27 protein-coding genes are annotated in these 21287 nt (G+C 70.3%); 19 read left to right on the forward strand and 8 right to left on the reverse strand.

What is annotated here, in order from left to right; all coding sequences use genetic code 11:
* Nucleotides 1–2 precede the first annotated feature (2 nt).
* The 4 genes from ACFWWR_RS26330 to ACFWWR_RS26345 form a co-directional block, all read right to left on the reverse strand.
* The gene (locus ACFWWR_RS26330) at nt 3–185 is read right to left on the reverse strand and encodes a hypothetical protein (RefSeq protein ID WP_384305624.1); all 183 of its coding nucleotides are present in this window, start codon (nt 183–185) and stop codon (nt 3–5) included.
* Nucleotides 186–218: 33 nt separating this feature from the next.
* On the reverse strand, nt 219–1442 hold the full coding sequence (locus ACFWWR_RS26335; RefSeq protein WP_384305627.1) for a S1C family serine protease: 1224 nt from the start codon (nt 1440–1442) through the stop codon (nt 219–221).
* 142 nt (nt 1443–1584) lie between these two features.
* Nucleotides 1585–2607: a LacI family DNA-binding transcriptional regulator gene (locus ACFWWR_RS26340; RefSeq protein WP_383866671.1), complete on the reverse strand. Its 1023-nt coding sequence runs from the start codon at nt 2605–2607 to the stop codon at nt 1585–1587.
* A gap of 94 nt (nt 2608–2701) precedes the next feature.
* On the reverse strand, nt 2702–3481 hold the full coding sequence (locus ACFWWR_RS26345; protein ID WP_217237040.1) for a response regulator transcription factor: 780 nt from the start codon (nt 3479–3481) through the stop codon (nt 2702–2704).
* A gap of 180 nt (nt 3482–3661) precedes the next feature.
* Between ACFWWR_RS26345 and ACFWWR_RS26350 the strand changes: the two genes are divergently transcribed.
* From ACFWWR_RS26350 to ACFWWR_RS26385, 8 genes are all read left to right on the forward strand, one after another.
* Nucleotides 3662–4573, forward strand: a complete 912-nt coding sequence (locus tag ACFWWR_RS26350) for an alpha/beta hydrolase (RefSeq protein WP_384305631.1) — start codon at nt 3662–3664, stop codon at nt 4571–4573.
* 36 nt (nt 4574–4609) lie between these two features.
* Nucleotides 4610–4864, forward strand: coding sequence for a MoaD/ThiS family protein (locus tag ACFWWR_RS26355; RefSeq protein WP_383866666.1), 255 nt, complete (start codon nt 4610–4612; stop codon nt 4862–4864).
* Nucleotides 4865–4866: 2 nt separating this feature from the next.
* On the forward strand, nt 4867–6021 hold the full coding sequence (locus ACFWWR_RS26360; protein WP_384305633.1) for a hypothetical protein: 1155 nt from the start codon (nt 4867–4869) through the stop codon (nt 6019–6021).
* Between the two features lie 589 nt (nt 6022–6610).
* Entirely contained in the window at nt 6611–7348 is a 738-nt protein-coding gene (locus ACFWWR_RS26365) for a DUF2993 domain-containing protein (protein WP_383866662.1), read from the forward strand.
* A gap of 234 nt (nt 7349–7582) precedes the next feature.
* On the forward strand, nt 7583–7663 hold the full coding sequence (locus ACFWWR_RS26370) for a putative leader peptide (RefSeq protein ID WP_373464534.1): 81 nt from the start codon (nt 7583–7585) through the stop codon (nt 7661–7663).
* A 128-nt stretch (nt 7664–7791) separates the two neighbouring features.
* The gene (locus ACFWWR_RS26375; protein ID WP_383866660.1) at nt 7792–8631 is read left to right on the forward strand and encodes a sulfurtransferase; all 840 of its coding nucleotides are present in this window, start codon (nt 7792–7794) and stop codon (nt 8629–8631) included.
* Nucleotides 8632–8660: 29 nt separating this feature from the next.
* Nucleotides 8661–8948 carry a DUF1416 domain-containing protein gene (locus tag ACFWWR_RS26380; RefSeq protein ID WP_009189358.1) on the forward strand — a complete coding sequence of 96 codons (288 nt, stop codon included), beginning with the start codon at nt 8661–8663 and terminating at the stop codon, nt 8946–8948.
* A 183-nt stretch (nt 8949–9131) separates the two neighbouring features.
* Nucleotides 9132–9392 carry a DUF3099 domain-containing protein gene (locus ACFWWR_RS26385; protein ID WP_383866658.1) on the forward strand — a complete coding sequence of 87 codons (261 nt, stop codon included), beginning with the start codon at nt 9132–9134 and terminating at the stop codon, nt 9390–9392.
* A gap of 51 nt (nt 9393–9443) precedes the next feature.
* Here ACFWWR_RS26385 and ACFWWR_RS26390 read toward each other — a convergent pair whose 3' ends face one another.
* Nucleotides 9444–9806, reverse strand: coding sequence for a DsrE family protein (locus ACFWWR_RS26390; protein ID WP_383866656.1), 363 nt, complete (start codon nt 9804–9806; stop codon nt 9444–9446).
* Nucleotides 9807–9968: 162 nt separating this feature from the next.
* Here ACFWWR_RS26390 and ACFWWR_RS26395 point away from each other — a divergent pair, with 162 nt between their 5' ends.
* From ACFWWR_RS26395 to ACFWWR_RS26420, 6 genes are all read left to right on the forward strand, one after another.
* A complete protein-coding gene (locus ACFWWR_RS26395; RefSeq protein WP_383866654.1) occupies nt 9969–10688 on the forward strand; it encodes a hypothetical protein in 720 nt (239 codons plus the stop codon).
* Nucleotides 10685–11578, forward strand: coding sequence for a hypothetical protein (locus ACFWWR_RS26400; protein WP_384305635.1), 894 nt, complete (start codon nt 10685–10687; stop codon nt 11576–11578). Before ACFWWR_RS26395 ends, ACFWWR_RS26400 begins: the two co-directional genes overlap by 4 nt.
* Nucleotides 11575–12486 (forward strand): hypothetical protein, encoded by a 912-nt coding sequence (locus tag ACFWWR_RS26405; RefSeq protein ID WP_384305637.1) that lies wholly within the window; start codon nt 11575–11577, stop codon nt 12484–12486. The genes ACFWWR_RS26400 and ACFWWR_RS26405 overlap by 4 nt, the downstream gene beginning before the upstream one ends.
* A 245-nt stretch (nt 12487–12731) precedes the next feature.
* On the forward strand, nt 12732–13307 hold the full coding sequence (locus ACFWWR_RS26410; protein WP_217237030.1) for an FABP family protein: 576 nt from the start codon (nt 12732–12734) through the stop codon (nt 13305–13307).
* Nucleotides 13308–13356: 49 nt separating this feature from the next.
* Nucleotides 13357–13818, forward strand: a complete 462-nt coding sequence (locus ACFWWR_RS26415) for a Fur family transcriptional regulator (RefSeq protein WP_383866648.1) — start codon at nt 13357–13359, stop codon at nt 13816–13818.
* Between the two features lie 10 nt (nt 13819–13828).
* Nucleotides 13829–14794: a YgfZ/GcvT domain-containing protein gene (locus ACFWWR_RS26420; RefSeq protein WP_383866646.1), complete on the forward strand. Its 966-nt coding sequence runs from the start codon at nt 13829–13831 to the stop codon at nt 14792–14794.
* Nucleotides 14795–14853: 59 nt separating this feature from the next.
* Here the strand turns inward: ACFWWR_RS26420 and dtd are convergent, their stop codons facing one another.
* Nucleotides 14854–15279: a D-aminoacyl-tRNA deacylase gene (gene dtd / locus ACFWWR_RS26425; RefSeq protein WP_383866644.1), complete on the reverse strand. Its 426-nt coding sequence runs from the start codon at nt 15277–15279 to the stop codon at nt 14854–14856.
* Nucleotides 15280–15434: 155 nt separating this feature from the next.
* Here dtd and ACFWWR_RS26430 point away from each other — a divergent pair, with 155 nt between their 5' ends.
* From ACFWWR_RS26430 to ACFWWR_RS26440, 3 genes are all read left to right on the forward strand, one after another.
* Entirely contained in the window at nt 15435–16004 is a 570-nt protein-coding gene (locus tag ACFWWR_RS26430) for an aerial mycelium formation protein (RefSeq protein ID WP_383866642.1), read from the forward strand.
* A 72-nt stretch (nt 16005–16076) separates the two neighbouring features.
* Nucleotides 16077–17048 carry an asparaginase gene (locus ACFWWR_RS26435; protein WP_383866640.1) on the forward strand — a complete coding sequence of 324 codons (972 nt, stop codon included), beginning with the start codon at nt 16077–16079 and terminating at the stop codon, nt 17046–17048.
* A gap of 189 nt (nt 17049–17237) precedes the next feature.
* Entirely contained in the window at nt 17238–18503 is a 1266-nt protein-coding gene (locus ACFWWR_RS26440; protein ID WP_384305639.1) for a GNAT family N-acetyltransferase, read from the forward strand.
* A 234-nt stretch (nt 18504–18737) separates the two neighbouring features.
* Here ACFWWR_RS26440 and ACFWWR_RS26445 read toward each other — a convergent pair whose 3' ends face one another.
* Nucleotides 18738–18923: a hypothetical protein gene (locus ACFWWR_RS26445; protein ID WP_217237023.1), complete on the reverse strand. Its 186-nt coding sequence runs from the start codon at nt 18921–18923 to the stop codon at nt 18738–18740.
* Between the two features lie 157 nt (nt 18924–19080).
* Here ACFWWR_RS26445 and ACFWWR_RS26450 point away from each other — a divergent pair, with 157 nt between their 5' ends.
* Nucleotides 19081–19998 (forward strand): winged helix-turn-helix domain-containing protein, encoded by a 918-nt coding sequence (locus ACFWWR_RS26450; protein ID WP_384305642.1) that lies wholly within the window; start codon nt 19081–19083, stop codon nt 19996–19998.
* A 56-nt stretch (nt 19999–20054) separates the two neighbouring features.
* On the opposite strand, the gene ACFWWR_RS26455 is transcribed toward ACFWWR_RS26450, so the two are convergent.
* Complete coding sequence (locus ACFWWR_RS26455) at nt 20055–20243, reverse strand: hypothetical protein (RefSeq protein ID WP_383866634.1); 189 nt, start codon at nt 20241–20243, stop codon at nt 20055–20057.
* A 163-nt stretch (nt 20244–20406) separates the two neighbouring features.
* On the opposite strand from ACFWWR_RS26455, the gene ACFWWR_RS26460 reads away from it, so the two are divergent.
* Nucleotides 20407–21285: a GntR family transcriptional regulator gene (locus tag ACFWWR_RS26460; protein ID WP_383866633.1), complete on the forward strand. Its 879-nt coding sequence runs from the start codon at nt 20407–20409 to the stop codon at nt 21283–21285.
* Nucleotides 21286–21287 lie beyond the last annotated feature (2 nt).

Below are 21287 nucleotides of genomic sequence, written 5' to 3' on the forward strand. Positions count from 1 at the left end.
GATCAGCCCCGGACCGTACGGCGGCGGCTGCGCGCGGCACTCGCGCGGCGGCCCGCGCCATGGGCGACGGCGGCCACCTCGGGCGCCCGCGTCACCGGCGCGTGCAGCTCGTACGCCACCTCTAGGGCCAGGGTGAAGCCGGCCGGGTCGATGCCGGTCGCCGGGTGCGAAACCTGCTTGATCATGACGTACTCCCTACGGACTGGGTCGGGTCGGGCTCAGCTGTCGGAACCGCCGGCCCGCAGCGAGGCCAGGTCGGACTTGACGGTGTTGATCGGGATGGCGAAGCCGAGGCCCACGCTGCCGGCGCTCGACGAGCTGGTGGCGTCGGCGGCCGAGTACATCGCGGAGTTGATGCCGATGATGTTGCCGTTCATGTCGATGAGCGCGCCGCCGGAGTTGCCGGGGTTCAGCGAGGCGTCGGTCTGGAGCGCCTTGTACGTGGTCGTCGACGAACCGGTGTCGCCGTTGAACTGCTGGCCGCCGAACTCGAACGGCCACTGGCCGCTGCCGTCCTGCTGCTGACCCTGGCTCTCGTCGGTCGAGACGGTCACGTCACGGTTCAGGGCGGAGACGATGCCGCTGGTGACGGTGCCGGTCAGACCCTCGGGGGAGCCGATCGCCACGACCGTGTCGCCGACCTGGACGCCGCTGGAGTCGCCGAGGGTGGCCACGGTCAGGCCGGAGGCGTCCTCCAGCTTGATCAGGGCGAGGTCCTTCTTGCTGTCGGTGCCGACGATCTTCGCGGTGTACGTCTTGCCGTCGCTGGTGCTCACCTTGATCGAGGAGGCGCCGGACACGACGTGGTTGTTGGTGATGATCTCGCCGTCGCTGGTGATGATCACGCCGGAGCCGGTGGACTCGCCGGCGTTGGAGGTGGCGTTGATCTCGACGATGCTCGGGCTGACCGCCTTGGCCACCCCGGCGACCGTGCCCTTGGCGGCGGACGGGATCACGTTGGTGCTGGTGCTGCTGGTGGCGACCGTGTCGTTGCCGGTCAGCTCCTGGATGCCGTACGCGGTACCGCCGCCTATGGCCGCGGCGACGATCGCCACGGCGGCGAGCAGGGCGAGCGGGCCGCGGGTGCGCTTCTTGGGAGCCGGAGCCGGAGTCGGCGCCGCGGGCTCGGCGGGCACGCCCGTCATCACGCCCGGACCACCGCCGTTGCCGGCACCGCCTCCGTAGGCGCCTCCGTAGGCGCCTCCGGCCGCGAATCCGGTCGGTGCGGACGCCTGTGAGGCCTGGGACGGCCAGACAGTGGTGCCCGGCTCGACGGTGACCGGCTGCCCGGGCTGGTGCGCCGGCGGGGGCGGCCACTCCGGGTTCACGGGGGAGGCGGAGGCCTGCTGCTGGGGGTACGCCGACTGCAGGGGGTCGGAAGACTGGTCGCCGTGACCCTGGGGGTTCTCGTACTCGCCGCTGCGGCGGAAGCTCTCGGTCATGACACGTAGCTTGTCCGCCGACCATGAGAGCTCCCTGAGCGCTCCCTGAGAACCCCGGCAGAACCTCGTACGTCCGATATAAAGACGTCTCTCGCAGCTCGGCGATGTCTCTCAGAGAGCTCTCACAAAGGCCGCCGGGGCCTTACGCGCAGCCGCAGGACTGCCGTACCACCAGCCGCGAGGGAAACACCTTCAGCCGCTCCCGACGGGAGCCCGCCACCCGCAACCCGTCGTCGAGTACGAGGTCCACGGCGGCCCGCGCCATCGCGGAGCGGTCCGACGCGATCGTCGTCAGGGGCGGGTCGGCGAGGGCCGCTTCCTTGATGTCGTCGAAGCCGACCACGGCCAGCTCGCCGGGTACGTCTATACGCAGTTCGCGCGCCGCGCGCAGCAGGCCGATCGCCTGGTCGTCGGTGGAGCAGAAGATCGCGGGCGGGCGGTTGGGCCCGGCGAGGATCTTGAGGGCGGCCTGGTAGGCGTCGTAGCGGTTGTACAGGGCCTCGAAGAGCCGGCCCTCGGTGGGGATCCCGGCCTCGGCCATCGCGCGCCGCCAGCCTTCCACGTGGTCGGAGACCGGGTCGCCGACGGACGGGGTCTCGGCTATGCCGCCCATACAGGCGACGTACGCGTAGCCGTGGTCCAGCAGGTGGGTCACGGCGGCCTGGGCGCCGCCCAGGTCGTCCGTGACGACGGCGACGTCGTCGATGGCCTCGGGCCGCTCGTGCAGCAGCACGACCCTGGCGTCCCAGGCCTCGATCTCGGCGGCGGCGTTGTCGTTCAGCGCGTGGCTGACGAGGATGAGTCCAGACACGCGCATTCCGAGGAAGGCGCGCAGGTAGTGGACCTCGCGCTCGCCGATGTAGTCGGAGTTGCCGACGAGCACCATTTTTCCGCGCTCGGACGCGGCCTGTTCGACCGCGTGCGCCATCTCCCCGAAGAAGGGCTGGCGCGCGTCCGGCACGATCAGGCCTATGAGGTCCGTGCGCCGGGACGCCATCGCCTGAGCGACGCGGTCCGGCCGGTACCCCAGTTCCTTGATCGCGGCGAGGACACGCTCGCGCGTGGCCGGGGCAACCGGCCGGGGTCCGTTGTTGATGACATAGCTGACGACGGCAGTGGACGTCCCTGCCAGTCGTGCTACGTCATCCCTGGTTACCTTGGCCACGGGCGGAGTCTACGCGGATGGACCCGCTCTGGGCAGGGCATCAAGCAGGCTCCCTGTGCGGAAACGGCGCCCGGCCCGAGCGTTCGGGCGTCCGCTATGCCTCTGCGGGGATCTCCGCACCGTCCAGGGCGGCCGCCTCGTCCGCATCCTCCGGCTTTGACTGGGCCGCCTTGGCCTTCGCCTCGTCGGTGGCGCGGTCACCCTTCTCGGGAGTAACGAATCGATAACCGACGTTCCGGACGGTCCCGATCAGCGACTCGTGCTCGGGTCCGAGCTTGGCGCGCAGGCGTCGTACGTGGACGTCGACCGTGCGGGTGCCGCCGAAGTAGTCGTAGCCCCAGACCTCCTGGAGCAGCTGGGCGCGCGTGAAGACGCGGCCCGGGTGCTGGGCGAGGTACTTCAGGAGCTCGAACTCCTTGAAGGTGAGGTCGAGGACGCGGCCCTTGAGCTTGGCGGAGTAGGTCGCCTCGTCGACCGACAGGTCGCCGTTGCGGATCTCCATGGGGGAGTCGTCGTTGACGATCTGCTGCCGGCCCATGGCCAGTCGCAGGCGGGCCTCGACCTCCGCCGGTCCGGCGGTGTCGAGGAGCACGTCGTCGATGCCCCAGTCGGCGGTGACGGCGGCGAGACCGCCCTCGGTCACGACGAGGATGAGCGGACAGCCGGGCCCGGTGGACCGCAGCAGCTGGCACAGGCTGCGGACCTGCGGGAGGTCGCGTCGCCCGTCGATGAGGATGACGTCGGCGCCCGGGGTGTCGACGAGGGCGGGGCCTTCGGCCGGAGCCACTCGCACGTTGTGCAGGAGCAGGCCGAGGGCGGGAAGCACCTCCGTCGACGGCTGGAGGGCATTGGTCAGGAGCAGCAGAGAACTCATACGTCTGGTTCCTCCTCGGTCCCTGCGAGGACGTTTGCGGCACTGCGGCACTGCGGACTGCTCTGCATTCCCGGGGCCTCGTACACCTGCGGTTTTCCGCTTCGTATACGACGCGTCCGAAAGCACAAAAGGACCCGGGGGCTACGCTGCCCGAGTCCTCTGCCTAGGAGAATAGCCCACATGAGCACTGGTCGGGCAGGTCATGTGGCGCGTTCCACCATTCGTCCGCACTCCGAGACGAGCAGACGCGCACCTATCCGGACGTTTCTGCACACGGCCGACGGCATTTCCATTGATTCCGTATACGACCGGGGTGCGGCCGTATACGACGCCGGAAGGCCATCTTCCCGTGACCTCGTGTTCGTGATCGCGCACGGTTTCACCGGCGATGTGGACCGCCCGCACGTACGCCGGATCGCGAGTGCCTTCGCCCGGTACGGCGCCGTGGTCACGTTCTCCTTCCGCGGCCACGGCGCCTCCGGCGGGCGCTCCACGGTCGGCGACCGCGAGGTGCTCGATCTCGCCGCCGCGGTGCAGTGGGCACGTTCCTTCGGGCACGCGCGTGTGGCCACCGTCGGCTTCTCCATGGGCGGCTCGGTGGTACTGCGGCACGCGGCGCTGCACCCGCCGGGAGGATGGGGGCGCGACGAACGCGACGAACGCGAGGGGCGCGAGGGGCGCACGGAAGCGCATACGGCAGCGCATACGGACGCGGTCGTTTCGGTGAGCGCTCCCGCCCGCTGGTACTACCGGGGCACGGCCCCCATGCGTCGCCTGCACTGGCTGGTGACGCGCCCCGAGGGCCGTCTGGTGGGCCGCTACGGACTCCGGACGCGGATCCATCACCGGGAGTGGAGCCCGGTACCGCTGTCCCCGGTGGAGGCGGTGCCGAGGATCGCCCCGAGGCCCCTGCTCATCGTCCACGGCGACCGGGACGGCTACTTCCCCCTCGACCACCCCCGCATGCTGGCCACCGCCGCCGGTGACCAGGGCGAACTCTGGCTGGAGCCCGGCATGGGGCACGCGGAGCACGCGGCCACCGACGAGCTGCTGGCCCGGATCGGGGACTGGGCGGTCTCGCGGCCGGGCTAGCCTGACCGTGTACACCGCCGATCGATTGAGGAACCGATGCCAAAGGTCACGGTGCGCTACTGGGCCGCCGCGAAGGCCGCGGCCGGGATCGCCGAGGAGCCGTTCGACGCGGCCACGCTCGCCGAGGCGCTCGACGCCGTGCGCGGGCGACACTCCGGCGAGCTCGTGCGCGTCCTGCAGCGATGCTCGTTCCTCGTCGACGGCGACCCCGTCGGCACTCGCGCACATGAGACGGTACGGCTGGCCGACGGCGGCACGGTCGAGGTGCTGCCGCCGTTCGCAGGAGGGTGACGATGAGCGACCAGCCGTACGAGGGCGGTACTCCGTACCGGCCCCAGCAGGGGTACGAGGGATACGACCCCTACTGGCAGCAGGCCTACGAGGACCAGCAGGCCGCCCAGCAGTCCACGCAGGAGTGGCAGGGGCAGACCTGGGAGACGCAGGTGCAGCAGCCGGTGTCGGCCGCGGAGACGGCGTATCTGCCGCAGCAGGCACCTGTGCAGCCGACGTACGACGCCTACGGGGCCCTGCAGGCGCCTCAGCCGGCGCCCCAGCAGCGTCAGGCTCACCAGCCCCAGGTTCCGCAGCCCCAGGCCCAGCATCCCCAGGTTCCGCAGGCGCAGGCTCAGGCCTCGGCGTCCCCGGAACCGGCTGCCGGCTACGGCCCCGCCACCGTCGCCGGGAACGCCCGGATCAGCGACGCGCAGCGGGCCCGCCTCGAGGGACGTTCCCCGATCATCGAGCCCGGCATGCAGCCCGCCGCGCTCACCGCGCTGCTCGGCCTGCTCCTGTCCGGTACGGCGGCCATCGGGTCGTACGCCCTCCTCGTGCCGCTCGTCGTCCTCCAGGCGGTCACGGCGGCGGGCTGGTTCCGGCTCAACGGCATGTGGCCCGCCCGGCAGGGCATCGCCCTCGCCTTCCTGGGGGCGCTGGTCGCGGACGCCGTACTGCTCGCCGCCGGCCGTGAGAACGGGCCCGCCGCGATCCTCGGCACGCTGGGCGTCTGGGTCCTCCTGTCCCTCGTCCTCCAACTCCGCTCGCACGCCGACCCGGACGAGCGGATGTACGGCCTGATGGCCACGGTCGCCTCCGCGGCCCTGGCGATCGTCGCGGCCGGCCACCTCGCCGCCGACCCGGACGCGGTCGCGGTCGGCGCGGCCGCGGTGGCCGTCGCCGTCCTCGCCCGCGCACTGCCCCTGCCGACCCCGGCCTCCGTGATCGTCTCCCTGCTCGCCGCGGCGGGCGCGGGCGTCGCCGTCGGCGCCATGACCGGGCTCGGCCCGCAGGGCGCGCTGCTCGGCGCGGGCGCGGCGGTGTGCGCGCTGATCGGCCACCGGGTCGCGAGTTACGACTACCCGTCGCGCTTCGTGCACTTCACGGCGGGCGTGGCCCTGCCCCTGGCAACGGCCGCCCCGGCGGTTTACGTGCTGGGCCGGGCGCTGGGGTAAGGCGCGGTCGGACGGTGGGCCGCGAGCCGCGGTCTGCCGCACCCGCCGGTGCGAGCCGAGGGCGGTTGCCGTCGGCCCGTCAGAGTTGTGGCAGCCGATGTCGTCGCCTGCCCGCCCCACCGGTACTCGGCGTTGTCCGCCGGCGCCTCGGCTCGCGCCCTCGGTGTGCGGGCGGTGTGGCGCCGGGGCGACAGGGGTGGGCGAGCGGGCGGTGGTCCGCATGTCTCCGCACCCGGCCGCTTGGGCCCGGGCAGCGGCGCCCGGTCGCCTGCGCCGGCCGAGGGCAGCCGGCGCCCGCTCGCTGTGGCGCCGGGGCACCGGCCCGCCCGCACGCGTCTCGGACAGCCTGCGCCATTCGCCTGCCATTCGCCTGCGGCTCAGCTCGCGTCGGGTCAGCGCGCGGGCCGTCGTGTCGCTGGGGAGGGTGCCGAGTTGGCGGCCCGGCTCCTGTGCGGCACCGGCCCCTGCCCTCCTGTCACAGGTGATCGACAGTTTTCCAGCCCCGCACGGTGCGGGGTTAGTCTCACGCTCGACGGCCACCCGGTCCGTCAACCGACCGTCGTCTGACCGCCGTCGTGGGGGACACCGCATGCGCGCACTGCGAATACTTCTGATCCTCGTCGTCATCTTCGGCGGCCTGTTCGTCCTCGCCGACCGCCTCGCGGTCAACTTCGCGGAGGACGAGGCGGCCGGCAAGCTGAAGACCACCGAGGGTCTGGCCGTCACCCCCGATGTCTCCATCAAGGGCTTCCCGTTCCTCACCCAGGTCGTCGGCGGTGAGCTCGACGACATCGAGGTCGGCATCAAGGACTACGAGGCGGACACCGGCAACGGCGACCAGACGATCCGTATCGACGACCTCAAGGCGAACATGAGGGGCGTCGAGTTCTCCGGCGACTACAGTTCCGCCACCGCGAACAGCGCCACCGGCACCGCGTCCATCACGTACGACGAACTGCTCAAGACCGCCAAGTCCGAGCCCACCCAGGTCGCCCCCGGCGTCACCGCCAACGTCGTCGGCCTCTCCGACGGCGGCAACGGCAAGATCAAGGTCGAGATCGAGGCGACGGTGCTCGGCACCAAGCTGCCGGAGCCGGTCTACGTCCTCAGCACGGTCACCGCCGAGGGCGACGTCGTGAAGGTGCACGCCGACAAGCTGCCCTCCTTCGGCGGCGTCGACCTCGCCGAGAGCCGCGCCCGCACGGTCACCGACTTCGAGCAGAAGATCGACGGACTGCCCGGTGGCATCCAGCTCGACAAGGTGCAGGCGGCGCAGAACGGTGTGGAGATCACGGTGAAGGGTTCGAACGTCCGGCTGGCCGGGTAAACAGGCCAGGGCTCGCGGGACGGGCCTGGGACAGGCACAGGACAGGCATGAGACGGGGCTGTCCGGCAAGCGAGACGCTGCCGTCCGTACCGTAGATGTGACGACGGATACATCCGCCCGGGAACCGTGCCCCCACGGCCCGGGCGGACATCTGTTCTCACATCGCGGACGATCGCGTCTCAAAATACGACACACCGGTGACACGCGCGCCTGTCCGTCCCTACGATCGAGGCCATGAAGCGACAGGCGGATCTCACGAAGCGGCGGGCAGTGGACCTGTGCCGCGTCTCCGCCATGCTCTGTCGCACTTTCTGAGCGGAAGCGCAGCCCTCCGCATCCCCCCGCCCTGCCCAGGGCATTCGTGCGCACGCGCCTTCCGACGGCTGCACGCGCACGCCTCTCACTTGCACGCCCCGCCGTAACTGCCCCGGAGGAGAAAGAGCATGAGCCGCAGCGACGTCCTGGTCGATGCCGACTGGGTCGAGGCCAACCTCGACAACCCCAGCATCGCCATCGTCGAGGTGGACGAGGACACGTCCGCCTACGAGAAGAACCACATCCGCAACGCGATCCGCATCGACTGGACCGACGACCTCCAGGACCCGGTCCGCCGTGACTTCGTCGACCAGGAGGGCTTCGAGAAGCTCCTCTCCGCGAAGGGCATCGCCAACGACACGCTGGTGATCCTCTACGGCGGCAACAACAACTGGTTCGCGTCGTACGCCTACTGGTACTTCAAGCTGTACGGCCACGAGAACGTCAAGCTTCTCGACGGCGGCCGCAAGAAGTGGGAGCTGGACGCCCGCGAGCTGGTCGAGGACGTGCCCGAGCGCCCCGCGACCGACTACAAGGCCAAGCCGCAGAACAAGGCCATCCGTGCCTTCCGCGACGACGTCGTCGCCGCGATCGGCTCGCAGAACCTGGTCGACGTCCGTTCGCCCGACGAGTTCTCCGGCAAGCTGCTGGCCCCCGCCCACCTGCCGCAGGAGCAGTCGCAGCGCCCGGGTCACGTCCCGTCCGCGCGCAACATCCCGTGGTCGAAGAACGCCAACGACGACGGCACCTTCAAGTCGGACGAGGAGCTCAAGGAGCTCTACGCCGAGGAGCAGGTCGACCTCGCCAAGGACACCATCGCGTACTGCCGCATCGGTGAGCGCTCCGCGCTGACCTGGTTCGTCCTGCACGAGCTGCTCGGCGTGGAGAACGTCAAGAACTACGACGGTTCCTGGACCGAGTACGGCTCCCTCGTGGGCGTGCCGATCGAGCTCGGCGCCAACAAGTAATCCGACCTGAACGACCTCTGGAGACAGACATGTGTGGAGCGAAGGCCGGCGGCCCGGACGCCTCGACGATCAAGCCCGGTGAGACCACGATTCAGGGTCAGGTGACCCGCGACGGCGAGCCGGTGACCGGCTACGTCCGGCTGCTGGACTCGACCGGAGAGTTCACCGCGGAGGTCCCGACGTCCGCGACGGGCCAGTTCCGCTTCTACGCGGCCGAGGGCACCTGGACTGTCCGCGCCCTCGTGCCCGGCGGCACCGCCGACCGCACGGTCGTCGCCCAGAAGGGCGGCCTCGCGGAGGTCGCGATCGCGGTCTGAGACAGACCTGACGACTGAAGGGCCGCACCCCACGGGTTGGACACCGGGGGGTGCGGCCCTTCGGCGTGAGCCCGCCGGTCGGGTCCGCGGCCGCCGGCCACGCCGGCCACTCCGGCGCCGCGGCGTGCGGGCGCCGGGCGCAGGGCCGGCCCAGGTGCGCCGTGGCGGATCTACCCTGGTGCCATGTACGCACGGCGCCGGCACGTGTACTTCGCCATGATGGGGACCTGCATCGGCCTCTTCGTCCTGGCCTGGGGGGTCGTGCGCCTCTGGTCGATCCCCGTGGCGGTGGGCATGTGTGTGGTGGCCATGGTCATCCCCCCGCTCGCCGCCATGGTCGCCAACCGCCGAGGACCCGACGACCGCTGGTGGGACGACCCCTCCGGCGACCCGAAGTCCGACGACTGGTGGGACGAGCTGGACGGGAAGAGGCGGCGGCAGTAGGAAGCCGGGACCGATGCCGACCGGCGTCGGTGCGGGCCTGGACGTGCCGTCTCAGTAGACGAGCGCCTGCGTCTCGTCCCCCAGTGCCTCCTGGACGAACACCTGGGCTCCCGCGATGCGTACGCCCTTGATGACGTCGTTCTCCGTGATGTCCCGGCGGGCCGCGCACTGGGTGCACAGGGTGACGCGGCCTGCTGTGAGGATCGAGTCGAGGAGGTCGGGGAGGGGGGCCGCGTGGGGCAGGTCGAACTCGGCGGCACGGCCCGGGAGGGCGAACCACGCGGACTCGCCGGTCAGCCACAGGGAGACGTCGACGCCGCTGGCCACGGCCACCGCCGCCACCGTGAACGCCTGCGAGCACCGCTCGGGGGCATCCGCCCCGGCCGTCACCTTGATCACGAGCTTTTTTGCCATGGTCGAATCGTAATCAACGCCGCTACAACTCGGTGCTCCGACCATGAGTCTCCTGTGAGCGCGCATACGGAATGCGCACTTCACGTTCTGTGGGGGGACGTCTTGGAAGTACCCGAAGAAGTAGCCGACGCCCCAGTCGCCCCGGTTGCTCCGGTAAACCCGATGGTCGCGCCCCGGCCCCGCCGGCGCGGGCGTACCGCGCTGCTGATCGCCGGTGCCGCCGTCCTAGGCCTGGTCGCCGGCACCTGCGCCGGCTACGTGGTGCAGGCCGACCGCGAGCCGACGAAACTGCCCTCGCTCTCCCAGCCGACGCTGGCGCAGGCGAAGGGCAAGGGCCCCGAGCCGCTGTCCGCCGCCCAGGACCGCCGCGTGCGGACCGACGGCGACCTGCGCAAGCTGCTGCTGAAGAAGCCGGGCGGCGCGAAGAACGCCGACTGGCTGTCCGGCACCGACGGCTGGATGGACCTGGCCGCCTACGCCGACCTGTACAAGTCGCCGGACGAGATCTTCGGCGACCTCGTCGGCGACGAGTTCCGCCGCGCGGCCGTCACCGGCTGGGAGTCCGGCACGACCACCCTGGAGATCCGGCTGATCCAGTTCCGCCAGGAGGAGGCCCCCGCGGCCGCCGACATGGTGGACGACAGCCAGTACTGGGCGGACGCCGAGGCGGCCACCGAGAGCTGGACCGTCCCCGGCACCGGCAACGGCATGGCGTACGTCCACACAAAGCCCGAGCGCGAGGCCGGGTACCTGCCGCTCTACAGCGCGGAGGCCCACGCCTGGCGCGGCGACATCGTCATGGAGATCTGGATCTACGACACCAAGCCGATCTCCAAGAAGAAGATCATGGGCCTGGCCGAGCGGCAGTTGGAGCGGCTGTGACCGAGAACCAGAACGAGCCGGTCCAGAGCGAGCCGGTCCAGAGCGAGCCGGTCCAGAGCGAGCCGGTCGAGTCCGGGCAGTCTTCGGTGCCCGCCGCGTTCGACGCCTACGGCGTGCCCGTCCCGCCGCCGCCCGCCAAGAAAGCCTTCCCGCGTCGCCGTATCGCCGCTGTGGCCGGATCCCTCGTCCTCGTCGGTGCCGTGGTCGCCGGTGTCGGCCAGACCGTCGTGACCGTGAACGACGCAGACCGTGACGCCGGCGCCCCGGTCTGGAAGCTCCCGAAGACCACGGCCGAGGACAAGAAGGCGGCCACCGCCAAGGGCCTCGCCGGCGTCCTCGTGCCGTACGGCACCGACGGCTGGAGCCGTGGCCCCGACCTCGGCGAGTACGGCTCCGACGCGGAGCTCAGCGGCGCCCAGGCGACCGCCCTGCGCAAGGAGTCGCTGAGCGGCCTGCCCCGCAGCCAGCGCAGGAAGCTGGAGAAGGAGATCGACCGGCAGCGCATCAAGGGCATGGCGATGCGCAGCTACCTCAGCTCGGACGCCAGCGCCCTCAGCGAGAACGAGGGCACCTTCGCGGTGAGCATCGTGCTGGCGCAGATGGAGAGCCGTGCGGCCGTCCGCGACATGGCCACGTTCCAGAACGAGTTCCTCGACGCCCTGGACGTCTTCCGCAAGGGCCCCGAGGTCAAGGGCCACAAGAACGCCGAGTGCTTCCTGCCGCCCGAGGACGACGACACGGACCTCGACACCATGTACTGCTCCGCCTACCAGGGCGACGTCCTGGTCACCGCCACCGCGGACGGCGTCAAGCCACTCGACACCAAGGGGGTCGCGATGCTGCTGAGCGAGCAGCTCGACCGCATAGCCGAGCCGGGGGAGGCGGTATGACCGAGCAGCCGCAGGTCACAGAGCCGGCGACGGTCGCGGAGCCGACAGCGACCCACCCGCAGTCGGTCCTGTCCCCGCCTCCGCCCCCGCCGCCCACCGACCCGCCCCTCCAGGCACCCCTCGTATCCCTCGCACCCCCCGCCCCCAAGGACCGCCGCGTCCTGCGTGCCGTCCTGCGCTGGACCGCGGCCGTCGTGGTCTTCGCGGCGGTCGGGGCGTCGGCCGCGTACGGCATCACGCGGATGGAGCGGACGGACGTACCGGGTCTGGCGACGGAGTCGGACGGGCGGTGGGACTACCCGGAGCTGGTGAAGCCGCCGCTGCCGTCGGGCAGCCCGGAGCCCTTCGACGAGGCGAACAAGGCCGGCGCGCACTACGCCGACCTGCGTGCCCTGCTGCTGCCCGCCCCCGCGGGGGCCACGCAGGACAAGGCGCTGCGCGGCTCGGACGGCTGGCTGGCGACGAAGGACTTCCTGGCCGAGTACGAGCCGGAGGATCGCGAGGAGTTCCAGCAGGAGCTCGTCGACGACGGACTGCGGCACATCGCGGCCCGCGGGTGGACCACCGAGGAGGGCACGCACACGCGGATCTACCTCCTGCACTTCGACACCGCGGCCGTCGTGGACGAGGCGTTCTCCGCGGACATCGCCCCGTACAGCAGCCCCGGCCGCCTGTTGCGCGGTGCGGGCTCCTCCGTCTTCGACGAGGACTTCCCGGAGTCGGCCCGCGTCGACGACGTCCAGCGCTCGGTGTACACGGAGGCGAAGCCGTACGGCGCCGAGCAGGTCCGGCAGGCGTACCTGGCCGCCGGTGACGTCCTCGCCGTGATCATCCAGTCCCGGAAGGGCACGGCGAAGGCCGTTCCGTTCCAGCAGACGGTGACCCTGCAGAGCCAGCTGCTGGGGTGACCTCGGTGAGGGCACACCTCACGGAGAGGGCCGGGCCCCGGCCGCGTAAGCTGGGGCCCGGCTTTTGTGTACTGCCATCCCACTGTGTACTGCCATCCACGATCGTCCGAGGAGCACTCCGTGCTTGAGGTTTTCTTCGAAGCCCTGCTGATCCTGGTCTGCGTCGGCGTGCTCGCCTTCGCCGGACTGACGGTGAAGAAGCTGTACCAGGGCCAGCGCTGACCCACGTCTAGGAACTGCTGCTCATGATCGAGATCCCGTCCGACCTCCACAAGGACCTGGTCCCCCTCGTCTTCCTGCTCGGAAACTGGGCGGGCGCGGGCGTGCACGACTTCCCCGGTTCCGAGAAGTGCAACTTCGGACAGGAGGTCACCTTCACGCACGACGGTCGGGACTTCCTGGAGTACCACTCCCACACCTGGGTGCTCGACAACGACGGCAACAAGGTCAGGCCGCTGGAGTCCGAGTCCGGCTTCTGGCGGATCGACGCCGACCGCAAGGTCGAGGTCACCATGGTCCGCGACGACGGTGTCGTCGAGGTCTGGTACGGCGACCTGGCCGCCAAGAAGCCGCAGATCGACCTGGTCACGGACGCCGTGGCCCGGACGGCCGCCTCGGGCCCCTACACCGGCGGCAAGCGGCTGTACGGCTATGTCAACAGCGACCTCATGTGGGTCGGCGAGAAGCAGACCCCCGAGGTCGAGCTGCGCCCCTACATGTCGGCCCACCTGAAGAAGGTCGTCACCCCCGAGGACGTCGAGCGCTGGGCCAAGGCCCTCCCCGACGACATGCCGGACGACGGCATCGCGTTCTTCAAGTAGGAGTTCTCCAGTAGGAATCGCGTTCGCCATTGGTCCTAGACTCTCTGGTGTGGTGAGCACCGACTGGAAGAGCGACCTCAGGCAGCGCGGCTACCGGCTGACGCCGCAGCGGCAACTCGTGCTCGAAGCCGTGGACACGCTGGAACACGCGACCCCCGACGACATCCTCATCGAGGTGAGGAAGACCGCGTCGGGGGTCAACATTTCGACCGTGTACCGGACGCTGGAGCTCCTGGAGGAGCTCGGGCTGGTCAGCCATGCCCACCTCGGGCACGGCGCGCCGACGTACCACCTCGCGGACCGGCACCACCACATCCACCTGGTCTGCCGCGACTGCACGAACGTCATCGAGGCCGACATCTCGGTGGCGGCCGAGTTCACCGCCAAGCTCCGCAAGGAGTTCGGCTTCGAGACCGACATGAAGCACTTCGCGATCTTCGGCCGGTGCAACGACTGTTCCCGCAAGGCAGCCCAGAGTTCTGCGCTCAAGGGTTCAACTACCGAGTCGTAGGCTTAGCCGTATGAAGAGCCCCCTGCTGTCCCTGTCCGGCGCCGTCCCCGCCGAGGGTGTGGACGAAGGCGTCGCCGCCCACTACGGCGACCTGTTCCGCGAACAGCGCGCCCTCGCCGGCGGCACCGGTTTCGTCGATCTCTCGCACCGCGGGGTCGTCACCGTCACCGGTGAGGACCGGCTGAGCTGGCTGCACCTGCTGCTCACCCAGCACGTCAGCGACCTGCCCACCGGGCAGGCCGCCGAGGCGCTGATCCTGTCCGCGCACGGCCACATCGAGCACGCCCTGTACCTGGTGGACGACGGTGTGACGGTCTGGGCGCACGTCGAGCCCGGTACCCAGGACGCGCTGGTCGCCTATCTGGAGTCGATGAAGTTCTTCAACCGGGTCGAGGTCGCCGACCGCACCGCCGACTTCGCGGTCGTCCACCTGCCGGCCGGTTCCATCGCCGGGGTGCCCGAGGGCGTCGTGGTCCGTGAGACGGCGTACGGCCGTGATCTGTTCCTGCCGCGCGAGGACCTGGAGTCGTACGCCGAGAAGACCGGCCCCGCGGCCGGGATCCTGGCGTACGAGGCGCTGCGCGTCGAGCAGCACCGCCCCCGTCTCGGCTTCGAGACCGACCACCGCACCATCCCGCACGAGCTGGGCTGGATCGGCACCGCGGTGCACCTCCAGAAGGGCTGCTACCGCGGCCAGGAGACGGTGGCCCGGGTGCAGAACCTCGGGAAGCCGCCGAGGAGGCTCGTCTTCCTCCACCTCGACGGCAGCGAGGTCCACCTCCCGGTGGCCGGCACGGACATCCGCCTCGCGGACGAGGGCCCCGACGGCCGCAAGATCGGCTTCATCACGACGTCCGTACGCCACCACGAGCTGGGGCCGGTCGCGCTGGCACTGGTGAAGCGGAACGTGCCGGTGGACGCGCGACTGATGGCCGACACGACGGCCGCGGCCCAGGAAGTCGTCGTAGAACCCTAGTTCGAGCCCTACTCCGAGCTCTGATTCGAGATCTGGTTCGAGCTCTGGTTCTTCGGGCCTCAGATCTCGATCTGCACGGTGAACGGGCCGTCGTTCGTCAGCGACACCCGCATCTTCGCGCCGAAGCGGCCCGTCTCCACCGTCGCGCCGAGGGAACGCAGTTGGGCGACCACCTCGTCCACGAGCGGCTCGGCGACGTCGCCGGGGGCGGCCGCGTTCCAGGTGGGGCGGCGGCCCTTGCGGGCGTCGCCGTAAAGGGTGAACTGGCTGATGACGAGGAGCGGGGCGTCGATGTCGCTGCACGACCTCTCGTCGGCCAGCATGCGGATCGACCACAGCTTGCGGGCGAGCTGGGCCGCCTTCTCCTTGGTGTCCTCGTGGGTCACGCCGACCAGGACGCACAGTCCCTCGCCGTCGATCTCCCCGACCGTCTCGCCGTCCACGACGACGCTCGCGCCGTCCACCCTCTGCACCACTGCACGCATACGACCATCATGCCGGGCGGCGGCCAGTGCTCCGCACGTGCCGTTTTCTGTTCCTTAACCGCCCATCTGGGGCCGTTCGGGGGCACTCGTTCACATAGCGGCCACTTGGGGTGGCACGATGCTTCCACATCCGGTCGAGGGGACGGTAGAGACACATGAGCACATCGAGTATCGAGGGGTGGCTGGGAACTCAGCGGCCGCCCGTCCAACGCACAGGCAGCCCGCTGCTGCCCGCGGACCCCACCGAACCCGACCTGTCGCTGCTGAGCCTGCCCGAGCTGCGCACCCTGCGCCGGGACGCCCAGCGGGACGAGGCCGACCTCAGCTACCTGCGGCGGCTGCTCCAGGGCCGTATCGACATCCTGCGGGCGGAGCTTGCCCGGCGGTCTCCCGCGGGGGCTGCGGCCGTCTTCGACCGGCTGTCGGAGATCCTCACCGACGCGCCGGCCCGGCACCGCTCCTCCGCCCGTCATGTGACGCTGGGCACCCCGCACAGCGAGGAGTACCGGCTGCTGGCCGCGGAGATGCTCGCCGAGGTCGAGCTGTCGGACCTGGACGCGCGCACCGACCTGGAGCTGAACACCGCGATGGGCCGGCTGGTGCGGCACGAGCAGCAGGTGTCCCGGCGCCGGCAGCGGCTGCAGCGCACGGCCGACGACTGCAGTGCGGAGATCGCCCGCAGGTACCGTGAGGGGGAAGCTCAAGTCGACGACCTGCTCACCTGAGGCGGTGGCCGTACCGGCGATCCCGGGGCCCGCTGTCGGGGCGGGTCACCCGATCTCCGGAGGCCACCGCCGATGTCCGCGTCCCGTTCCGCTGCCCTGCCCGCCATACCCCCCGTCCTCGCCGAGGTCGTGCGCTCCGGGTTCGTCGAAGGGCGGCACCGGGGCAGTCTGGTCCTGCTGGACGCGGACGGGTCGGTGGAACTGGCACTCGGCGACGTGACGTCCCCGGTCTTCCCGCGTTCCTCCAACAAGCCCATGCAGGCGGCGGGCGTACTGCGGGCGGGCCTGGACCTCGCGGGCGAGCGCCTGGCGCTGGCCGCGGCCAGCCACTCCGGGGAGCCCTTCCACCGCGACCTGGTCCAGAAGATGCTGGACGAGCACGGGCTGAGCGAGGACTCGCTCCAGTGCCCGCCGGACCTGCCGCTGGACGCCGAGGAGCGGGAGACCTACCTCGCGTCGGGCGCGGTGCGCTCCCGCGTGACCATGAACTGCTCCGGCAAGCACACGGCGATGCTGGCGGTGTGCGCGCTGCGCGGCTGGCCGCCGGAGACGTACCTCGCGGCCGATCATCCGTTGCAGCGGCTCATCCACGGGGTTGTGGAGGAGGCGTCCGGCGAGGAGGTGGCCGCGGTCGGCACGGACGGCTGCGGGGCGCCCCTGATGGCGATCAGCCTGACCGGCCTGGCCCGCGCCTACCGCACCTTCGTCCACGCCGACCCCGGCACGGCGGAACGCCGGGTCGCGGACGCCATGCGCGCCCACCCCGAGTACGTCGCCGGCACCCGCCGCCCCGACACCTGGCTGATGCGCGAGCTGCCCGGCACCCTCTCCAAGATGGGCGCGGAGGCGGTACAGGCGGTCGCCCTTCCGGACGGACGCGCCCTCGCCTTCAAGGTGGAGGACGGCGGCGGCCGGGCACTGGGTCCGGTACTGGCGCGGGCGCTGGAACTGCTGGGGGTGGATTCGCCGGTGGTGCGGCGGATCGGGCGGGCGCCGCTGGAGGGCGGGGGCCGGGTGGTGGGGGAGATCCGGGCGGCCTTCTGACGGGGCGCGGCTGTCTCTCCCGAGGCGGGGTCTCCTCCTCCTGGGAGGTTTCCGGGCGGAGCCTCCGCCGCCTCGGGAATCTTCCCGGGCGGGGAGTCCCCGCCGCCTCGGGAGTCTTCCCGGGCGGAGTCTCCCGAGGCGGCGAGGAAATCCCGAGACACCTCACAGACGGGCGCCTACCGTGACTTCATGACGCGCCCGCACCCCGCCATCGACGTCCGACCCATCACCGAGTCCGAGTTCCCCGACTGGATCCGCGCGGTGAACACCGGCTTCCTGCGCGAGCCCATCCCCTCCGAGATCGAGCTCGAAGCCCGTCGCGCCCAGTTCGAAACCGGCGAGGCCGGGCGCTACCTGGGTGCCTTCGACAACGGCCGCTGCGTCGCCACCTTCAAGTCCTTCAGTCAGGAACTCACGGCCGTCGGCGGCGGGGCCGTTCCCGCCGACGCCGTCACCGGCGTCACCGTCACCGCCACCCACCGCCGTCGCGGCCTGCTCACCCGCATGATGGCCCAGGACCTGGCGGCAGCGAAGGAGCGCGGTGACGTCGTCGCCACCCTGATCGCCGCCGAGTACCAGATCTACGGCCGCTACGGCTTCGGCCCCGCCACCTGGATGACCGAGTGGACGGTCGACGTCGCGCGCACCGGCCTGGACCCCCGCCGCTCCGGCAGCCCCGAGGACGGCGGCCGTATCGACCTCGTGGACGGCGAGGACGTCCGCAAGCTCGGCCCCGAACTCCACGAGCGGGTGCGCCGCGCCCAGCCCGGCGCGGTCAGCCGCGACGAGACGTGGTGGCGGGTCAACACCGGTGTCCTACGGTTCGACCCGTCATGGAAGGAGCCGTACTACGCGGTGTACCGCTCGGCGAACGGCGAGGTCGAGGGTCTGGTCGCGTACGCGGCCGACGACAACTGGCACGGCAAGCTGCCGCACGACACGGTGTCCGTGCAGTGGCTGCTCGCGGAGACCCCGGCGGCCGAACGCGCCCTGTGGCGCTACCTCTGCTCGATCGACTGGGTCACGAAGGTGAAGAGCGGCTGGCGGGCCCCCGACGACCTGCTCCCCTTCGTCCTGCCGAACCCCAGGGCGGCCACGGCCACCACGCAGGGCGACTGGCTGTGGGTGCGGATCCTGGACGTCGTACGAGCGCTGGAGGCGCGGACGTACGCGGGGGAGGGTTCGCTCGTGCTCGAGGTGGTCGACGGCGGTGGGCTGACCGGCGGGCGGTACCGGCTGGACGCGTCGGAGGCGGGTGCCTCCTGCACGCCGACACAGCGGAACGCCGACCTCACGCTCGACGTCGGCGACCTGTCGGCTCTGTGGCTGGGCGACGAGTCCGCGGTGCGGCTGGCGGCGCTGGGCAGGGTCCGGGAAGGACGAGCGGGCGCCGGCCGGTTGGCCGACGCCCTGCTGCGTACGTCCAGGCGGCCTTGGTGCCCGGACATGTTCTGAGACCTCCTTTCTGCCGACGACAGTGCTGATCGCTGCTTGCTCATTGGTGCTTGCTCTGCATCCGTAGCGAGCTGTTCAGTTGTGGCTGTGCGGTATCCGTAGCGAGCTGTGAAGTTGTGACTGTGCTGACGGTGCTGACGATGTTCAGTTGTGGCTGGGCTCGGTGGTGACGGTGTTCAGTTGTGGCTGTGCAGACCGACCGGGCTCCCGGCTCCCCTCCGGAAGGGAGCCCGATCAGCCGGACTGGGCGAGCAGCATCACGAGGATCACTGCGCCGATGCCGCCGATCGCGGCGCTCTTGGTCTTGACGCCGACGGTGAGAGCGACGAAGGCGACGATGCCCATCGCGCCCAGCTTCCACTGGACGAGCGCTTCGAAGCCGACCGCGAGGGCGGCGATGACGAGGGCGATGAGCGGCATGGCGGTCCCCCTTGTTTTCGGGACGGTGGCCAACCTTGTGGAAGTTTGACCATGTTGCTCAAGTTGGCTACCAACTTCACTGTACTTCTCTCCACTTGGAAGCGACTCATAACCACCTTCCCTTGAACTGCCCAAAGATGGCGGGAAGTTGTAGTGTTTGGTCGTGGACCCGAAACACCCCGCCGTCAATGGGCGGAAGAGGTCACAGCGGCCACAGAGGACACATCGCGAGGTGGCCGACGAGCTGCGTGCCCGGATCCGGTCCGGGACACTGCGGCCGGGCCAGCGCATGCCCACCCAGGCCAGGCTGGCCGACGAGTTCGGGGTCGAGCGGGGGGTCATACGGCAGGCTCTGTACATCCTGCAGTCGGAGCACCTGCTGACCAACGTTTCCAAGGGAAGCCCGGCGACCGTGGCTCCCGACCTGGGCCTGAGCGGGCCGCCGGCCGGTCCCGGGGCCCCGCCGCTTCCCACCACGGCGGCCCTCGCCCCCCGTATCGCGGCCGCCTTCGCGGCCCCGCACGTCGAGATCGACGCCCTCTGCCTGACCTCGGTCTCCCTCACCCTGGCCATCGGTGAGCCGCTGCGCCGGATTCACGCCGGGGAGCTGAAACCGGCCAAGATCGACGTCCGGGTGCTGCTGCCGAGCCGGGACATCGACCTCGCCTTCCCGGTCCCGGTCGAGGACCACGGCTACGGGCCCCCGGTCCAGCAGCGCTGGCTGGCCCACCGCAACGCCCAGGGGCAGGTGCTGAAGCACAACCTGCTGGCCCTGCGCTCCACCCACGGCATCGACGTGCGTGTCTCCTTCCGAGCGCTGCCCTTCACCCCACCCGTGAAGCTGTACCTGCTCAACGGAGAGGAGGCCCTCTTCGCGTACTACACGCTGACCCGGCGCGCGGCGGAGTTCGACCACGAGCAGCTGGAGATGTACGACGCCGAGGGCACCCGGTCGATGCTGTTCGCCTTCGCGCAGGGCGCCGGCCTGCGCGACACGACGTTCGTGGAACAGTCCCACCTGTGGTTCAACGCACTGTGGGAGACGATCAGTTCGGAGCTGTTGCTCACGAGCTGATGTCTCCCACAGTGGCTGATCGGGGCACCGGTCGCTCGGACGAGGACACCGGTCGGTCACAGGGCGGGCCGTGTGACCAGCAGTGCGAGCATGACCGCCCCGACGGAGCTGACGGCCGGGCTCTTGGCCTTGATGCCTACGGTGAGCAGCAGCAGGCCGATGATGCCGGCCATGCCGTACTTCCACTGGACGGTCTGCTCGACGCCGACGACGAACACGGCGCAGAGGAGGGCGAGGACAGGCACGGTGGTTCCCCCTTCGGGCTTCCGGGGCGGGACGGATCAGGAGGCAAAACTTCCGCCAACTCGACCAAGTTGGCAACCAACTATGGTTATGTTGTCCCCACTTGGCAGCTATCCATAAACAACTTTCAAACAACTCCCCACAGATGGATCGAAGTTGTAGCGTTTGGTCGTGACCCAGGAGAACGTGGCAGTGAACGGCAGCAGAAGGCTCTCCCCTCAGGAAATCGCCGACATCCTGCGCGAACGCATCCGCGTGGGTGACCTCAAGGCGGGCCAACGCCTCCCCACCCAGGCGGAACTCGCCGACGAGTTCAGCGTGGAGCGGGGCACCGTGCGACAGGCCCTGCGGGTACTCCAGGAGGACGGGCTGCTCAGCAACGTGAGCAAGGGGAGTCCGCCGCGGATCGCGGAACCGGCACCCGCCAGGACGGATCCTCAGCCGACGATGGTGGGCCTGGCTCCTCGCCTGGCAGAAGCCTTTGCGGTGCCGCACGTCCGGGTCGACGCTGCCTGCCTGACCGCTGAGACCCTCCTGGTGGGCATGAGCGAGCCGCTCCGCCTCATCCACGAGGGTCGCATCCACCCCCAGTCGATCGATGTCCGCATTCTGCTGCCCTCCCGGGACATCAACCTGGCTTTTCCGGTGCCCGTGGAGGGGCGCGGTGACGACGATCCGGTACACCAGCGCTGGCTGGAGATGCGCAACGCCCAGGGCCACGTCCTGCGCCACAACCTGCATGCCCTGCGCTCCTCGCACGGCATCGATGTCCGCGTCACGTTCCGCGCGCTGCCGTTCACGCCGCCGGTGAAGCTGTATCTCCTCAACCAGGAGGAGGCCCTGATCGCGTACTACATGATCACGCGCAGGGAGGAGTCCTCGGACCGGGGAACGATCGACATGTACGACGTCATCGGCACCGAGGCCCTGCTCTTCTCCTTCGAGACACGGGCCGGCCAACGCGACGCCGCGTTCGTGGAGGAGTCCCAGAAGTGGTTCGACGCCCTCTGGGAAACCATTACTACGGACCTGACACTCTTCTGACG

The sequence above is a fragment of the Streptomyces sp. NPDC058678 genome, from assembly GCF_042714835.1.
Lineage (GTDB): Bacteria > Actinomycetota > Actinomycetes > Streptomycetales > Streptomycetaceae > Streptomyces.

Excerpts from the sequence above, each read along its gene's own strand:
- ACFWWR_RS26445 (WP_217237023.1), bottom strand. The coding sequence starts at position 18,923 with ATGCCGCTCATCGCCCTCGTCATCGCCGCCCTCGCGGTCGGCTTCGAA.
- dtd (WP_383866644.1), bottom strand. The coding sequence starts at position 15,279 with ATGCGTGCAGTGGTGCAGAGGGTGGACGGCGCGAGCGTCGTCGTGGAC.
- ACFWWR_RS26410 (WP_217237030.1), top strand. The coding sequence starts at position 12,732 with ATGATCGAGATCCCGTCCGACCTCCACAAGGACCTGGTCCCCCTCGTC.
- ACFWWR_RS26405 (WP_384305637.1), top strand. The coding sequence starts at position 11,575 with ATGACCGAGCAGCCGCAGGTCACAGAGCCGGCGACGGTCGCGGAGCCG.
- ACFWWR_RS26440 (WP_384305639.1), top strand. The coding sequence starts at position 17,238 with ATGACGCGCCCGCACCCCGCCATCGACGTCCGACCCATCACCGAGTCC.
- ACFWWR_RS26430 (WP_383866642.1), top strand. The coding sequence starts at position 15,435 with ATGAGCACATCGAGTATCGAGGGGTGGCTGGGAACTCAGCGGCCGCCC.
- ACFWWR_RS26345 (WP_217237040.1), bottom strand. The coding sequence starts at position 3,481 with ATGAGTTCTCTGCTGCTCCTGACCAATGCCCTCCAGCCGTCGACGGAG.
- ACFWWR_RS26385 (WP_383866658.1), top strand. The coding sequence starts at position 9,132 with ATGTACGCACGGCGCCGGCACGTGTACTTCGCCATGATGGGGACCTGC.
- ACFWWR_RS26435 (WP_383866640.1), top strand. The coding sequence starts at position 16,077 with ATGTCCGCGTCCCGTTCCGCTGCCCTGCCCGCCATACCCCCCGTCCTC.
- ACFWWR_RS26390 (WP_383866656.1), bottom strand. The coding sequence starts at position 9,806 with ATGGCAAAAAAGCTCGTGATCAAGGTGACGGCCGGGGCGGATGCCCCC.
- ACFWWR_RS26360 (WP_384305633.1), top strand. The coding sequence starts at position 4,867 with ATGAGCGACCAGCCGTACGAGGGCGGTACTCCGTACCGGCCCCAGCAG.
- ACFWWR_RS26355 (WP_383866666.1), top strand. The coding sequence starts at position 4,610 with ATGCCAAAGGTCACGGTGCGCTACTGGGCCGCCGCGAAGGCCGCGGCC.
- ACFWWR_RS26365 (WP_383866662.1), top strand. The coding sequence starts at position 6,611 with ATGCGCGCACTGCGAATACTTCTGATCCTCGTCGTCATCTTCGGCGGC.
- ACFWWR_RS26370 (WP_373464534.1), top strand. The coding sequence starts at position 7,583 with ATGAAGCGACAGGCGGATCTCACGAAGCGGCGGGCAGTGGACCTGTGC.
- ACFWWR_RS26395 (WP_383866654.1), top strand. The coding sequence starts at position 9,969 with ATGGTCGCGCCCCGGCCCCGCCGGCGCGGGCGTACCGCGCTGCTGATC.
- ACFWWR_RS26335 (WP_384305627.1), bottom strand. The coding sequence starts at position 1,442 with ATGACCGAGAGCTTCCGCCGCAGCGGCGAGTACGAGAACCCCCAGGGT.
- ACFWWR_RS26380 (WP_009189358.1), top strand. The coding sequence starts at position 8,661 with ATGTGTGGAGCGAAGGCCGGCGGCCCGGACGCCTCGACGATCAAGCCC.
- ACFWWR_RS26375 (WP_383866660.1), top strand. The coding sequence starts at position 7,792 with ATGAGCCGCAGCGACGTCCTGGTCGATGCCGACTGGGTCGAGGCCAAC.
- ACFWWR_RS26420 (WP_383866646.1), top strand. The coding sequence starts at position 13,829 with ATGAAGAGCCCCCTGCTGTCCCTGTCCGGCGCCGTCCCCGCCGAGGGT.
- ACFWWR_RS26330 (WP_384305624.1), bottom strand. The coding sequence starts at position 185 with ATGATCAAGCAGGTTTCGCACCCGGCGACCGGCATCGACCCGGCCGGC.
- ACFWWR_RS26350 (WP_384305631.1), top strand. The coding sequence starts at position 3,662 with ATGAGCACTGGTCGGGCAGGTCATGTGGCGCGTTCCACCATTCGTCCG.